This is a genomic window from Paenibacillus sp. NAIST15-1 (genome assembly GCF_001894745.1).
In the GTDB taxonomy this organism is placed as follows: domain Bacteria; phylum Bacillota; class Bacilli; order Paenibacillales; family Paenibacillaceae; genus Paenibacillus_B; species Paenibacillus_B suaedae.
On sequence record NZ_BBYF01000014.1, the window covers coordinates 65,502 to 80,521 of the forward strand.

A 15,020-nucleotide genomic window follows, 5' to 3' on the forward strand; every position below is an offset into this window, starting at 1 on the left:
GGAATATGAGACAAGAAGCGGGTAATAAAATGGTGTGGACTCTAAGATGGAGAGGAATGATCCATATGTGGGTGTACCCTAATAATTGGATACCTACCAAATCGCTCGATGAAATGGCCAATACAGAATATGACGTGCTTATTGTGGGGAGTGGCGCAGGTGGGGGAGCGATGCTATATAGATTATGCGAGTTATGGAAAAACCAAGGGGCAAAGCGAATTGGGATTCTTGAAAAAGGGAATAAACTATTTCATTCGCATGCATTAAATATCCCCACCATGAATGTCGACCGTATGCGTGATCAATTATGGCCCGATAATTCTACTCCTATCGGGGAGCGGCTTCCGGAATTTTCAGGAGCTAGGTTAACGTTTGCTCTCGGCGGGAGAACATTGTTTTGGAATGCTGCTTGTCCTAGGCCCGCAGAGTTTCAACTTCAATCTTGGCCTATTCATCCAGCAGAATTAGACGCATATTTTAGGACTGCAGAACGTGTATTGCATTGCACTACATCTTATGCCGATGGCTCTACTATGCAAAGGATTCTCTTGAACCGGCTGCATGCAGGTGGAGTACTAGAGGCAACTGATATGCCTCTTGCCATTGATATGTCAGGCCCACGTATGGGGGAAATTCATTCTAATGCATGGTTCAGCTCCATTCATTTTCTTGCTTACGCCCTGAATAGCAAACCATTTGATCTAGCATTGGATGCCTATACTACCCGCGTACTCCACGAAAATGGCAATGCAGCCGGCGTCAATGTAATATCTCCAGATAAAAAAACGCATACCATTCGAGCAAAAAATATTGTCATTTCTGCAAGCACGTTGGAAACGCCTCGCATTTTGCTCAATTCAGGGATACAAGGAGCAGCAATCGGACGTTATTTAACCAATCATTCATTTGTATTGGGTACGGGGAAAATAAGCCGTCGGGAGTTTTCTGATAATCTTGGCAACCTGGCAATCTTGAAACGTGAAACAAGAGAATCCCCGTATCAAATCCAAATCTTAGGTCCTAATCAATTTTTCTCATACCAGCAATTCGAGGATAAAGTGCTCCCGGATCAACTGAGTATCGTATATGCTGCCTTTGGTTTAGTGGAGTCGAGGCCAGAGAATAGAGTTTATTTAGATCCAAACCGTCAAGATGAATACGGCGTGCCTTTGAACCAAGTTGATTTTTCTTATAGCAACAAAGATTATGCAGTGATTCAGCAAATGCGTGATGGCATTGCTCGATCCGCAAATGCAATGGGAGTAACCTTAGATGGGGAGCCTACCTTATTTCCGCCAGGTAGCGATGTTCATGAATCTTGTACTTGCCGAATGGGAACTGACCCGGCTACATCGGCGACTAACCGTTATGGAGAAATTCATGGAGTTACCGGTCTCTACGTCGCTGATAATAGCGTGATACCCGTTCTTGCTGCAGCGAACCCGACAAATTCTACGGTTGCATTAGCATTTCGAACAGCCGATCATATTGTGCGTACGAATAGGTAAGGGTAGTTTTTACTTGGGAGCGTTCATGGTTTCCATGCATTTGTACAGCGACTTAATAATGAACCTCCCAGGATAAAATACTTTTCCAGAGATTCACCTGAACCTATCCCGCCACAGATGGAAGAGGACGTATGAAACATGAATCAGGAGGCGAAACTCATAGTAAGTTTGTTTTGAAGTAAATGATGATTCAAAATGAAGAATAGGAGCAAGTAGGATGGGTGCAGTTAAACTTGCAGTTATTTTTTACAGCATGACAGGAACGAATTATCGCTTGGCTCAATGGGCTGCGGAAGGCGGCAATGAGCAGGGGGCGGAAGTAAGACTATTACAAGTTCCGGAATTGGCCCCTGAAGAAACAATACTGGAGAATCCTGCGTGGAAAGAACATGTTGATCATGTGAAGGATGTACCCGTCGTAACTCTTCAAGATCTTGAATGGGCGGATGCCCTTATTTTTAGCGTGCCGACACGTTATGGCACAATGCCCGGACAATTGAAACAGTTTTTAGATACTACCGGGAAGTTATGGTTCCATGGCAAGTTAGTTAATAAGGTGGTTAGCGCGATGGCTTCAGCCCAAAATCCCCATGGCGGGCAGGAGCAAACCATTCTGGGAATCTATACCGCTATGTATCACTGGGGTGCCATTATAGTTTCTCCAGGGTATACGGATCCATCCCTTTTTACAGCCGGGGGAAATCCTTATGGGACAAGCGTAACTGTACAAAACGGTAAAATGGTAGAGGATGTTCAGGCTGCAGTAAAACATCAAGCCAAACGTACCGTAGACGTCGCAAAATGGATCGTAGCAGGCAGTAATTAGTATGACTCTGTCCGTTGCTGTTCAGGAAGCTGAGAAAGGAAAAAGATTGCCTTCCAATGAGAAATAGGTTGTACCGCCGTTCGTGATTAATATAATCAATGCATCACACTTTTCTGACAAGCCGATTGCTGATAACTCCCGGATATCTGCTGCTCGATCCCAAAAAATTTGCTCAGTTAATGGCAAGGTGTTGGAAGCGGAAACAATCAAATCAGATTGAATGAGAACAGCTCCTTCTTGAAGCAAACTATCAGGTTGAAATATAGATTCTAATAGTTGACTTGTAATTACCGCATTAATGGGTATCCCCCCGTTTATAAACGGGGCTACAGGGTCGTCAGCCTCTATTACAATGAGAGCTTCTTGGCGTTTTCGGCTAAGTTTATGTATGGCCAGAGATAATTCAGTACTGCATTTCGTATACTTGGACAACATACGATTAAGTAAGTATGTCGAGGCAGTCGTTTCCAATTCAAGCAGTTCTCTAGACAACTTTTGGACAATGTCGATGATGCCAATATCATTATGACTGAGAGTGGCGATATTTTGATTCACCTTTTTTTCGATTTCCGTTAGCTTTTCGTTCATTTCGATCCGGAGCTGCGAGAAATCATCATGGATACTGTGTTTTTTCATATTTAACATTGCACTCCTAATGGTGATTAAGTTCACTCGTCAGGGATTTCGAATCCATACAGCGAGCCGTTAAAGGTAAATGATTTCGCACCTGTTTCCTCAGATACGATGAAGGTTAGAGCATCTGTATTTTCGGATAATCCAATCGCTGCGCGATGCCTAGTACCGAGCTTGGTCTTGTATAATTTCCGGGTTAGCGGTAGTACATTTGCCGCTGAGACAATAGTATCCTTCTGAATTAAGACAGCACCGTCGTGCAGCGGACTCCCTGTATGGAAAATGGAAACTAACAGCGTACTTGAGATCTCTGCGGATAGAGGAGTGCCAACGGTGATCAAATCGTTTATATTATCTTCTCTTTCAATGATAATAAGGGCACCTTTCCGTTGATCGCTCAGCAGCTTAATGGCTTTGAAAATTTCATTGCATTGCGTTGTATAGGGATGAAGAAGTCGACTCAAATGATAGGCGGAAACCAGCTTTCCCGTATCAGAACATATTTTAGAGAGCAACTTCAGATTTTTTAGAATATCGATATCTTCCTGATCCATGCACGCCAACATGCTCTTAATCTTCGTGGACAGCTGTTGAAATTGATTATATACATCAGTCTGCTGAGGAGAAAATAAATCGCAATTACTTTCCATACGCAACCTCCTTTACATCATATTGTTTCCATTCCCTTTTAAATTATGAGTGATTTCATTCATCCAAGTGATCTTACATATTAATGTTCTGAATTATTTCCCAGCGCAGAAAAGTTGACGAAAAGAGAATCATCATGTTACTATACATCTCGAAATCAAGATATTCGAATTCAAATATTTTTGGATTTTTGAAAGGTGAGAGTAAGGATGAAGTTTTTAACCAAGTTCTTTACTTCAAAAAATAAGGAGGAAAAAGCAATGGCAGAATTAAATATCGGAATCATTATAGGATCAACACGTGAAGGTCGTGTAAGCCCGCAGGTGGCAAAATGGGTCAAAGACATTGCAGATCAACGGGGAGATGCGAACTATACAGTTATTGATATTGCAGATTACAAATTACCTTTACTAGGTGAACCAGGGCAAGATGCTTCTGGTGCACAAGCGTGGTCTGAAGTGATTGCGAAACAAGATGGATTTGTATTCATCGTACAAGAGTACAATCATTCCATTACAGGTGCTCTCAAAAATGCACTGGATTATCTACGTGTAGAATGGAATAACAAAGCTGCGGGTATTGTATCTTATGGCTCTGTAGGTGGTGCACGAGCAGCCGAGCATCTGCGCGGTATTATGGGTGAGCTATTGATTGCAGATGTGCGTGTACATCCAGCATTGTCGCTATTCACAGATTTTGAAAATGGTACTGATTTCAAACCAAAAGCAGTCCAAGCCGATTCTGTTAATCAAATGTTAGACCAATTGATCCCTTGGTCCAAAGCTTTATATACAATTCGTTAATCACATTTACAGATAAGTAAATGATCAGGCAAATATCCTTGGAAATTGCTGCATTAAATTAAGAAATGTAAAGCAACTATACGCACTTACTGGAATTGGAGCTATTTCGCTGCCTTTCTCATTAGTGAATAGCATGAAATAAGGAAGCGGAGACGAAACCAAAACACCTTCAAGGGAATGTTCTTGTATCGCAAGATATGAAGCAACCTTGGAGGTGTTTTTGCGTTGCATCTGACGACCATCTATGCAGGATTTCTTTTTTTCTTCTTCGTTTACATTCGATTCAAAATAGAGCGACCAATCGCAAATGTTACTTTTAGGTGCCTATATAACTTAAAAGTGCGTACTTACCATCGTAAAACATACTGCTTATAATACATGTTGTGGACATCTTCAAACCTTGAGGCCGTGTTATCACTGACTCCGTAGGACATATTTATTAATAGAGGAGGATAGGATTCTATGCCATTCATTGAGCTTAAAACTTGGCCAACCATGTCAACAGAAGAAAAAAAGGAATTTATTTATACCGTAACCGAACTTACAACAACATTATTACAGATTGTCCCTGATAAAATTCAAGTATTAATCACTGAACTTGAGAAAGAAAACTGGGGAAAAGCCGGGGCAGTAGCAAGCGATGCTGCCTTTGCTGAGCAGAGCAGGGTGGTCAATTGGGACACAAAAGAGTCTTATCATACGCTGGATAGTAACATAGATGGAATGGCTATTATCACGATTGATATTTGGAATACATTTGATCAAGATACAAAAGATAAGTGGGTAAACCAACTTACACAAGTCACATCTACATTGACTCATGCACCTATCGATAAAGTACTTATCGTCATTCGTGAAATGATTCCAGGAAACTGGGGACAAAGTGGTGTAACGGGAGCAGATAAAGACTTTCTTTCCAAAAGTCGAACATGTTAAAAACGATGCATCCCATATCCATTTTGCAAGTAGAAAGGAGCACTTCATGAATCTATTTTCCAATCACCATAGCTATAATCGGATGTATAAAGAAGGGGAGTTGACATTAGGCTTCCACATTCCATTAGAAAATTATCAGTTCGGGACACCGACAATGGAAAAGCAAGTGGAGTTATCGCAATTAGCCGAGCATTATGGTTTTACCAGTCTATGGCTTCGAGATGTATTATTAGAAGATCCTTCGTTTGGTGATCCAGCAGTAGGTCAAATCTATGATATGCTCATTTATTTAACCTATTTGGCAAGCCAGACGAAAGAAATCGCCTTAGGAACATCGGCGATTGTCCTTTCTTTACGTCATCCCTTACGAGTAGCTAAGGAAATCGCAACGATCGACCGATTATTTCCAGAGCGCTTGATTATGGGCGTTTCATCTGGAGATCGGAGAGCTGATTTTCACGGTTTAAACGTGAATCATGATAATCGGGGAGATCGATTCGTTGAAGCATTTCATTATCTAAATAAAGTGTTATACGAAGAATATCCCTCTATTCGATCTTCATTAGGGGTCATTCAGGGGAGTAATTTAGTTCCGAAACCGACAAAGCGAATTCCAACGATGATTACAGGGTTCGCGCAGCAATCGATGGACAGGTTTGCGAAAAATGGCGACGGATGGATGTATTATCCACGAAGCCCGCATCTTCAAGCGGAGGCTATCCGACAGTGGAGAGAACTTGTGGAACAGTACCATCCTGGAGTCTTCAAACCATTTACGCAGCCCATGCATTTGGATTTGTCAGAGAATCCTAATGAAATGCCTACCCCAATTCGTCTGGGGTTCCGTGTAGGGCGGAATCGATTAGTGGAACTACTGAACATCTATAAAGAAATTGGCGTAAATCATCTTTTCTTTGCATTATTCGACAGTAGAAGACCGGCTGAAGAAGTCATTCATGAGCTAGGCAAAGAGATTCTGCCTCATTTCCCAGCAATCAAGCAAAAATAAGAAAATACAGGGGAGTGGAGTTGTTGGAGTTCATATCCGTTTCCACTCTTTCTTTAACAACATTCAACGTTGGAGGGATTCCATATGTTTCTGAATTTGAGAGGGAAGACTGCGCTAGTTACAGGATCTACAGCAGGTATTGGTAAGGCAATTGCTACGTCATTAGCAATTGAAGGCGTTACTGTCATTATTAATGGACGCCGTGAGGATAAGGTTAAACAAACAATCAAAGAAATACAAGAACAGGCCCCTGATGCTGTCTTACAGTCATTAGTTTCTGATTTAGGCTCAGACGAAGGATGCCAAAAAGCTATAGAGGAATACCCAGAGGTTGATATTCTTATTAACAACCTTGGGATTTTTGAGCCAAAAGAGTATTTTGATATCCCTGATGGAGACTGGTTTAAGATGTTTGAGGTCAACATTATGAGTGGTGTTCGGCTTACTCGATGGTACTTAAATCAAATGATTCAAAAGAAGGAAGGAAGAGTTATATTTGTTGCTAGTGAAGCAGCCATTATGCCATCTCTAGAAATGGCTCATTATAGCGCGACGAAGACGATGCAGCTCTCGCTTTCACGTATTTTATCTGAGCTGACGAAAGGAACAAATGTAACTGTCAACACGATTATGCCAGGTTCCACTCTGACGGAAGGCGTGGAAACGATGTTAAACAGCCTTTATCCCAATGAGAAATTGACCATGGAAGAAGCTGAATTGCGGTTTATGAAGGAAAATCGGCCAACCTCTATCATTCAGCGGCTTATTCGACCAGAAGAAATCGCACATTTTGTAACGTTCCTAAGTAGTCCTCTTTCTTCAGCCATTAATGGTTCTGCGTTGAGAATCGATGGGGGATTAGTACGAAGTGTATTTTAGTATTAGTGCAATGCGGGTACTTCGCACGAAGAACATAGCTTAGACTCTTAACGAGTAACCCTAAGATTCATGCCGTCACGGCATACGAGTCTTGGGGTTGTTTATCGATTACGTCATTTCTTTGTTTCGGAACCACATTGCGATCACATCTGTAATAATCAATACAGTGACTATGATCAACGGTTGTCCAAACTTAGTGCCACGAAAGTAGATGACCATTTTTCATACTGGATGGCAGTATCGAGCTCTAGCGAATGATTAAGTCGGAAATAGTCAAGCATTCCATAACTGTAGTAAAAAATAATCGTCAAAATGGAATATACAATAAATAATGTTCTAGACAAGGATGTATGTGAACGAAGCGCAGCGGATACATTCAACATTGTCTCCTCCTCAATCTATTTCTCTGTTATAAATTCAGTTATTTATTGCCATGGAAAATGATATCACTCATCCAGTAATTAGTAAATACACCATAATGATTTACGTAATTAAAATAATGTATCCATTTTGGATTGGGTCATTTTCCTTAATTTCTTGAACCCGGTGTCCTTCATCAGTCATGGTTCCCCTTACTCATTTCACATGTGAGGCATGATGATCGGTTGGCTATGAAGAATTATCATTAGATCTTAAGTCATTATTTTATCTGCCTTAACAAGGTTAATACCGTGAGCGTTCCTGATTAAGAGATAAAATTAGGAACTTGACGATTTCCTTAAGCCCCTTTACTATGAAAACGAGACACCCTTTTCTTGGCAAATAAGTGTGAAAATCCAAAACTCGAGTTGCTTGAAGTAAACGTTTTCAATTGCGCACTTCAGTCATCTCCTATATATTTACACAAGATCATTAAGAGGGTATAATGTCTAAATATAACCATAGATAACAAAGAAAGGTCGCTTTATGTGTCGAATTTGTCGTCGAAGCGTTTGATGAAACGACAGGGTTTGGCAAAAATGAGACGATGAAAAGGGAAAAAGACACGTATTAAGCGTACACAAGATTTACTACAATCACTCTGTAAAGATTAATCGTTGTTTAGGCACGTTAATTTTTCTTAGTGTACATAGTTCTCGTAGGCAATAGTCTATTTTTTTAAAGAAGATAGATTAGTGGCGAAGCTATGCCTTTAGAGTAAAATTGATGGATTAATAAAATATTGCAGACATGGATGAGGAGCGACTTATGAATTCCTGATCCTTTTTTTGTTCTACGATAACGATACATAAGCGCAGTAAACAGGTTTACATAGAAAATAGTTCACGGGTTAATCATTGAATTTCAAATCCGGACAGAATCTGAATTATGCCGTCAAAAGGAGAAATAGTATGGGATGGTATGCGCTTTTTGTGGAAACGGGCAGTGAAGACATTGTTCAGAAATGCTTGAAGTCACAATTCGGCCAAGCAGATTTGTATTCATGTGTTCCGAAACGGCTAGTTCCTGAAAAAAGAGATGGGGAATTTTACAGTGTCGTCAAAACATTATTTCCTGGCTATCTATTGATTCATACGAAGATGACTCCGACCATGTATTATGAGCTAAAAAAAATACCGAAGTACTATCGATTGCTTCGCAATTCAACGTTTATGCTAGACAAAGTTAATCGAAGGGCACAGAAGTCAATGGAACCATTTTTAGAAGTGGGACATCCAGACAATAATTGCGACGATTTTTTCAACGAAATAGATGAGGGCGAAATCAGACAGATCCTGCAGCTCATCAATCATGAAAATATTATCGAGTATTCGAACGTTATTGTAGAAGACTCCAAGGTATGTGTTCAATCTGGGCCGTTATATGGCTTAGAAGGGATGATCAAAAAAATTGACAAGAGAAAAAGAAGAGCACAAATTACGATTAGTTTTTCGGGTGGTGAGCGCTTGATTGATGTAGGAATTGAAATCTTGATGCCGGATAGACATGACATGGGAGAGGTTAATGAAAATTTGGGTTAACGAAAGGCGATAGACTCCATCACTAAAAAGAAGAGGGGTAATATTTTGTTTATCGAAAATCTTGAACTTACGAAGCAACAAAAAGAGAAGCAAGAGGAATTTAAAGCTTTTGTTGATTCTGAAGTCGTACCCGTAGCAGCGCATATTGATCAAGAGGAATGTGTGCCCAATTCCGTGCTTCAGAAGATAATGGAGAAAGGGTACTGGGGAGCACCGATCCCTGCTGCATACGATGGGGCTAACATGGACTACATTACTTACGGGTTATGGAATGAAGAGATTGGTCGCGGTTGTGCAAATTTACGGAATATCATTGGTGTTCAAGGGATGGTCACTTCCTCTATTCTACGGTGGGGCTCCCAAGAGCAGAAGCAGTACTGGCTGCCACGGATGAGTTCAGGCGAGCTCATGGCTGCATTTGCGATTACAGAGTCCCAAATCGGAAGTGATATCAAAAACCTTCAAACGAAAGCTCAACGAGTGGGAGAAGAGTACGTTATAACAGGACAAAAAAACTGGATCACCTTCGCACAAAGAGCGGATGTCTTTTTGGTATTTGCACAATGTGAGGGACAAGCCGTAGCCTTATTAGTTGAACGAAATACACCGGGCCTAACCATCCTTCCGATAACTGGCATGTTAGGATTCAAAGGATCCATGTTAGCTGAATTGCGTTTTGAAGAATGCAGAGTGCCGACCGATAACTTGGTTGGTAATGTCGGCTTCGGGCTATCACTTGTTGCTAATAACGGCTTAACTCATGGACGGTATAGCACAGCTTGGGGAGCCGTTGGCTTAGCTCAAGCTTGTTTGAATGCGAGCTTAGACTATGTAATGGACAGAAAACAATTTGAACACTATTTGAAAGAGCATCAATTGATTCAACAAATGATTGCTGATATGGTGACCAATACGATCGCTGCAAGGCATCTTTGCTTCAGAGCAGGCCAGTTATGGGACAAGAATGAGGTAACCGCTACCTTTGCTACTTCGTTGGCCAAATATTTTTCTTCTGTCCATGCCTTTAAGGCGGCGAAGGATGCGGTTCAAATACACGGAGCGAACGGTTGCAGCCGTAACTACCCTGTTGAGCGATATATGAGGGATGCCAAGATTATGGAGGTTGTAGAAGGAAGCACCCAGATTCAGCAGGTCTTAATTGCACAGGATGCATTTCATCTATTAAAAAACTGATTTGAAAAATCAATCAGAATAGAAGAAAGGAATGGGTATTACGATGAATAATAGTCATTGCATTCTACTTGATAAACCAATCTCCATTAACCACGCCGAGGAGTTAGAAAGACGGATATTTTTCGTCTCTGCCAACATCCAGCAATTTCAACTGATTAAAGGTGAGAGTACGATTGATGGCATTGAGGTCAGCCTCTTGCCAGGAACCGACCCAGTTGAAATTAAAAATAAACTTATCTCTGTGATCGAAAACGAAATTTTGCTTCAAATGGTGATACCACCACGAGTTGTTTGGGAATCCAATAAAAGCGGGACGAACTTTCAGGATGATGTATTTGATAAATTGCTTGAAAACCAAATGGTTTATGAGATGGGTGAAGGCCAGGTATGCTTTGGAGATAAGCTGATCCTCTTAATGGACTCCTTAGATCGATTGATTAAAGAGATGACGATATCTCAATTTGGAGCAACCGAATACCGCTATCCAACATTAATTTCGGCAAAAGCCTTAGAGAAATGCGGATATTTCAATTCGTTCCCACATTTCTTAATGTTTGTTACGAGGCTTCATAATGATATTGATAATTATCAAGATTTCCTCGATGAGTACAAATCTCACGACAAACTCGATTCCTATTTACTTCCCTACTGTCAAAATGTCGACTACTGCTTGCCTCCAACCATGTGTTACCACACCTTTCATCAATTCCAAAATACGCAGCATGCTGAAACCCAAAATCGTGTCGTTACAGCTATCGGAAAATCGTTCCGTTATGAATCTAGGTATCATCGCACCTTAGAAAGACTATGGGACTTTTCGATACGTGAAATTGTGTTTATGGGATCCAGAGATTTCGTGTTGGATAGCCGACAAAAATTTATGGAAGCATCGTTTTCTCTGTTTCAAAGATTAGGATTGGAAGGACACTGCGAGATCGCTAGTGATCCATTCTTCTGCAGCCATGATACGGCGGCGAAAATATTTAATCAAAGAATGCAAGAACTCAAATACGAGCTCCGATTAAAGGTTGCAAGCGATCGAACCATTGCAGCAGCCTCTTTTAATTTTCACGATCACTTCTTTGGTGAGCAATTTAACATTAAACGTGGTGAAGAAGATTGGGTTTCAACTGGATGTGTTGGTTTCGGTATAGAAAGATTAGCATATGCGTTTATTTGCCAACACGGTTTGGATGAGAAACATTGGGCAAAGATTCTATCGAATGCATGTCCAGAAGCTCTTCTCGCTGAATAAATTGCGCCACGATGAACCTTCGACTGCTTGCCTGTGATGAAGCAACCTATCAAAGCTGTTTTTAAAATTTTATAATTATGGAGGATTGGATGGAGCAACAGCGTCTATTTCAAATCTTAGAACTCGATGGCACATTACGAATTGGTAATATGGTAATCAACGAGAAATTGGCCATAGAGATGTACAAGCTTCTTGTATTAAATCGGGTATTTGATCGGAAGCTGGTGAACATGCAGCGAAAGGGCCAAATCGGTACTTATGCTGCGTTCGAAGGGCAGGAGGCAAGTCAAGTTGGAAGCGCTATGGCTCTGATGGAGCAGGATTGGATGTTTCCTACCTATCGAGATCATGCAGCGATGCTGACCTTCGGATATGAGATGGTAAAAATCATTTGGTATTGGATGGGTAGAATTGAGGGGTGTGTCCCACCCGATAACCGAAATATCCTTCCTCCTTATGTCCCGATTGCGACACAGATTCCCCAGGCAGCGGGGGCTGCCTGGGCTAGTAAATATAAGAATGAACGTGCTTGCTCTCTTGTTTACTTTGGCGATGGAGCAACCTCAGAAGGGGATTTTCATGAAGGATTGAATATGGCCTCTGTCTTCAAAGCGCCAGTAGTGTTTTTCTGCCAAAACAATGGCTATGCAATTAGTGTTCCGTTCTCCCGTCAAACTGCCAGTGAAACCATAGCGCAAAAAGCAATCGCTTATCAAATGGAGAATGTTCGGGTTGACGGTAATGATGTATTTGCTGTGTATGTTGCGACCAAAAACGCCTTGGAAGCTGCAAGAAGCGGTAAGGGGCCTACTCTAATAGAAGCGGTAACGTATCGATATGGTCCTCACACGACTGCTGATGACCCAAGCCGCTATCGAAGCACTGAGGAAAGTGAGTCATGGAAATCACGAGATCCAATACTGCGTTTAGAAGTATATTTGCGCAGACAGGGTGTACTGGATCAAGATGTACAAGAAAAAGTTGCTACAGAAGCGGAACGATTAGTGAATGATGGCATTCAATATGCACTCACAATTCCAAAATCGGATCCAGCAATCATGTTTAATCACGTGCTTTCCAATAAACCGTGGAATATTCAAGAGCAGGAGAGCAGTTTCAATCGCTTTATGCAAGAGCATCATCAATAGATTTCACGGAGGGACTGGATATGCAGAGGGACTTGAATCTCGTTCAGGCAATAAATGAGACCTTGGATTTGTTATTGGCCGAAGATGACAAGGTACTTCTCCTAGGACAAGATATCGGTAAAAATGGCGGTGTCTTCCGTGTGACCGAAAACTTGTTTCATAAGTATGGTGATCAGCGCGTAGTAGACACTCCTTTGTCTGAAGCCGGTATAGTAGGTTGTGGAATTGGTTTGGCGTTGAATGGTCTTAAACCCATTGTCGAAATCGAATTTTTGGGATTTATCTATCCTGCCTTAGAACAAATCTTGTCACATCTCTCAAGACTGCGTATGCGGACACAAGGCAAATATGAAGTTCCGTTAATCATAAGAGCTCCCTTTGGGGCTGGGGTACGTGCTCCTGAGCTGCATTCGGAGAGCATTGAGTCTCTTTTTTTCCAATCACCAGGGTTAAAAGTCGTCATACCTAGCAACCCCTATGATGCCAAAGGTCTTCTTATTGCTGCGGCAGAAGGCAATGATCCCGTCATTTTTCTAGAGCCTATGAAAATTTATCGCAGCGTGCGTCATCCTGTACCACAGCATCGATATTCGGTTCCACTTGGTAAGGCGAACGTTATGAAAGAAGGAACAGATATCACAGTTATCTCTTGGGGCTCCATGGTTTGGAATGTGGTTCAAGCGGCGGAGCTGCTTGAGAAGTCCCACGGCATTCGTCTGGAAATTGTGGATCTTCGTACCTTGTATCCGTTTGATATCGAGACGATTCAGGAATCCGTAAGAAAAACGCAGCGGGCCGTGATCGTACACGAGGCTCCATTGACAGGTGGTGTAGGAGCAGAACTTGTCGCTGTGATCCAGGAGCGAATGTTCAGTAATTTGAAATCTCCAGTAAAGCGAATCACGGGATTCGACGTTCCCATCCCTCAATTTTCAATCGAAGATTATTATCTGCCGTCTACCGACAGAATTGTTCATGAAATCGAACAAATGCTAGTTTCACTGGAGAGGTGAGCCGTTATGAAGTATGAATTTTATTTTCCGGAACTTGGTGAAGGACTTTTTGAAGGATATATTGTAGCCTATCTCGTCAAAGAAGGAGAACACGTCGTTGAGGATCAGCCGCTTGTAGAAGTCCAGACGGATAAGGTGACAACTGTGCTTCCTTCACCGGTTGCAGGGGTAATTGACAAACTGCCTTATCATCCTGGAGATGTCGTCACAGTTAACGATGTAATCATTGTCATTGATCACGGGAAGGGGGCAGCGTCAGACGCAGTAAATTTCGAGTGGTTAACAATGGACGCGACGAAGGGAAAGAAGGCTGCATGGAATGATTTTGGCATCAACCTAGGTGCCTATCCGAACGTAGTCGTGGACAATTCGCACGATGATTCGATTGTAACAATGACCTCCATGCGCAAGGAAATAGCGAATATTGTTACCAAATCAGTGCAAACCATTCCTCATGTAACGGTTTATGCAGAGGCGGATATTACAAATCTGCTCATGCATAAGCAAAGATTACAGATGAATCATGGCGTACGCTTCACATTGACACCAATCTTTTTGAAAGCATTATCTCTAACGCTAGGCCAATATCCGTTGTTTAACGCTCATGAGCATAACGGTTCATTGAAGCTCTTTCCAGCTCATAACATTGGGATTGCGGTGGACACGAACGACGGAGTCGTTATTCCTAATATTAAACAGGTGAATGAAAAACCAGTTGATGCATTGGCTGACGAGATTAATGATCTCATCGAGAGAGCAAGGTCAAGAAAATTGTTATTTACAGATTCACGAGAGGGAACAATTACAATTAGTAATGTGGGAGCAATAGGGGGAGGCTTCGCAACGCCAATTATTTTTTATCCCCAAGTTGCTATTGTTGCCTTATATCGTGCGGATAAAAAAGCAGTTGTCACCGAGAATGACGAGATTGTCGTTAGAAAAATGCTTCCGATTACGTTAACGTTCGATCATCGTTTCTTTGATGGTGCAGACGGACTCCGATTCATCAATACCTTTAAGGCTAATCTAGAGAGTCAATATGAAATATATTTGGATGAACTCCATTTTCACAGCGTAACGTCTAATTCCTCATTAAACGAATAATATTTATGGAATGACACCCTTGAATTAGAATACTTTCCCATCCAATCCAACATCCAAGACATTCATTTACATACATTTGCAAAAGAGACCTAAGGGTGCCTCA

15 protein-coding genes are annotated in these 15,020 nt (G+C 41.6%); 12 read left to right on the forward strand and 3 right to left on the reverse strand.

Going from position 1 to position 15,020, the window contains the following annotated elements:
* The first annotated feature begins 5 nt into the window (after window positions 1–5).
* On the forward strand, window positions 6–1,508 hold the full coding sequence (locus tag PBN151_RS23020) for a GMC oxidoreductase (protein ID WP_227774984.1): 1,503 nt from the start codon (window positions 6–8) through the stop codon (window positions 1,506–1,508).
* A 217-nt stretch (window positions 1,509–1,725) separates the two neighbouring features.
* Entirely contained in the window at window positions 1,726–2,334 is a 609-nt protein-coding gene (wrbA, locus tag PBN151_RS23025) for an NAD(P)H:quinone oxidoreductase (protein ID WP_072730859.1), read from the forward strand.
* A 21-nt stretch (window positions 2,335–2,355) separates the two neighbouring features.
* Here wrbA and PBN151_RS23030 read toward each other — a convergent pair whose 3' ends face one another.
* Both PBN151_RS23030 and PBN151_RS23035 read right to left on the reverse strand, forming a co-directional pair.
* Entirely contained in the window at window positions 2,356–2,970 is a 615-nt protein-coding gene (locus tag PBN151_RS23030) for a diadenylate cyclase (RefSeq protein ID WP_072730860.1), read from the reverse strand.
* Between the two features lie 32 nt (window positions 2,971–3,002).
* Window positions 3,003–3,617, reverse strand: coding sequence for a diadenylate cyclase (locus tag PBN151_RS23035; RefSeq protein ID WP_021260955.1), 615 nt, complete (start codon window positions 3,615–3,617; stop codon window positions 3,003–3,005).
* 258 nt (window positions 3,618–3,875) lie between these two features.
* Between PBN151_RS23035 and PBN151_RS23040 the strand changes: the two genes are divergently transcribed.
* From PBN151_RS23040 to PBN151_RS23055, 4 genes are all read left to right on the forward strand, one after another.
* Window positions 3,876–4,418 carry an NADPH-dependent FMN reductase gene (locus tag PBN151_RS23040; protein WP_139295411.1) on the forward strand — a complete coding sequence of 181 codons (543 nt, stop codon included), beginning with the start codon at window positions 3,876–3,878 and terminating at the stop codon, window positions 4,416–4,418.
* 462 nt (window positions 4,419–4,880) lie between these two features.
* Window positions 4,881–5,354, forward strand: coding sequence for a tautomerase family protein (locus tag PBN151_RS23045; RefSeq protein ID WP_072730862.1), 474 nt, complete (start codon window positions 4,881–4,883; stop codon window positions 5,352–5,354).
* Between the two features lie 46 nt (window positions 5,355–5,400).
* The gene (locus PBN151_RS23050; RefSeq protein ID WP_072730863.1) at window positions 5,401–6,363 is read left to right on the forward strand and encodes an LLM class oxidoreductase; all 963 of its coding nucleotides are present in this window, start codon (window positions 5,401–5,403) and stop codon (window positions 6,361–6,363) included.
* An 84-nt stretch (window positions 6,364–6,447) separates the two neighbouring features.
* Window positions 6,448–7,242: an SDR family NAD(P)-dependent oxidoreductase gene (locus PBN151_RS23055; protein ID WP_072730864.1), complete on the forward strand. Its 795-nt coding sequence runs from the start codon at window positions 6,448–6,450 to the stop codon at window positions 7,240–7,242.
* Window positions 7,243–7,418: 176 nt separating this feature from the next.
* Here the strand turns inward: PBN151_RS23055 and PBN151_RS23060 are convergent, their stop codons facing one another.
* Window positions 7,419–7,625 (reverse strand): hypothetical protein, encoded by a 207-nt coding sequence (locus PBN151_RS23060; protein WP_072730865.1) that lies wholly within the window; start codon window positions 7,623–7,625, stop codon window positions 7,419–7,421.
* A 948-nt stretch (window positions 7,626–8,573) separates the two neighbouring features.
* On the opposite strand from PBN151_RS23060, the gene loaP reads away from it, so the two are divergent.
* The 6 genes from loaP (at window position 8,574) to PBN151_RS23090 (ending at window position 14,917) form a co-directional block, all read left to right on the forward strand.
* Window positions 8,574–9,203, forward strand: coding sequence for an antiterminator LoaP (gene loaP / locus PBN151_RS23065; RefSeq protein WP_072730866.1), 630 nt, complete (start codon window positions 8,574–8,576; stop codon window positions 9,201–9,203).
* A gap of 45 nt (window positions 9,204–9,248) precedes the next feature.
* Entirely contained in the window at window positions 9,249–10,397 is a 1,149-nt protein-coding gene (locus tag PBN151_RS23070; RefSeq protein ID WP_227774987.1) for an acyl-CoA dehydrogenase family protein, read from the forward strand.
* A gap of 31 nt (window positions 10,398–10,428) precedes the next feature.
* Window positions 10,429–11,652 (forward strand): class-II aminoacyl-tRNA synthetase family protein, encoded by a 1,224-nt coding sequence (locus PBN151_RS23075; protein WP_139295408.1) that lies wholly within the window; start codon window positions 10,429–10,431, stop codon window positions 11,650–11,652.
* An 89-nt stretch (window positions 11,653–11,741) separates the two neighbouring features.
* Window positions 11,742–12,800: a pyruvate dehydrogenase (acetyl-transferring) E1 component subunit alpha gene (gene pdhA / locus PBN151_RS23080; protein WP_139295409.1), complete on the forward strand. Its 1,059-nt coding sequence runs from the start codon at window positions 11,742–11,744 to the stop codon at window positions 12,798–12,800.
* A gap of 20 nt (window positions 12,801–12,820) precedes the next feature.
* Entirely contained in the window at window positions 12,821–13,813 is a 993-nt protein-coding gene (locus tag PBN151_RS23085; protein ID WP_072730869.1) for an alpha-ketoacid dehydrogenase subunit beta, read from the forward strand.
* Window positions 13,814–13,819: 6 nt separating this feature from the next.
* Entirely contained in the window at window positions 13,820–14,917 is a 1,098-nt protein-coding gene (locus PBN151_RS23090) for a dihydrolipoamide acetyltransferase family protein (RefSeq protein WP_072730870.1), read from the forward strand.
* Window positions 14,918–15,020: the final 103 nt, after the last annotated feature.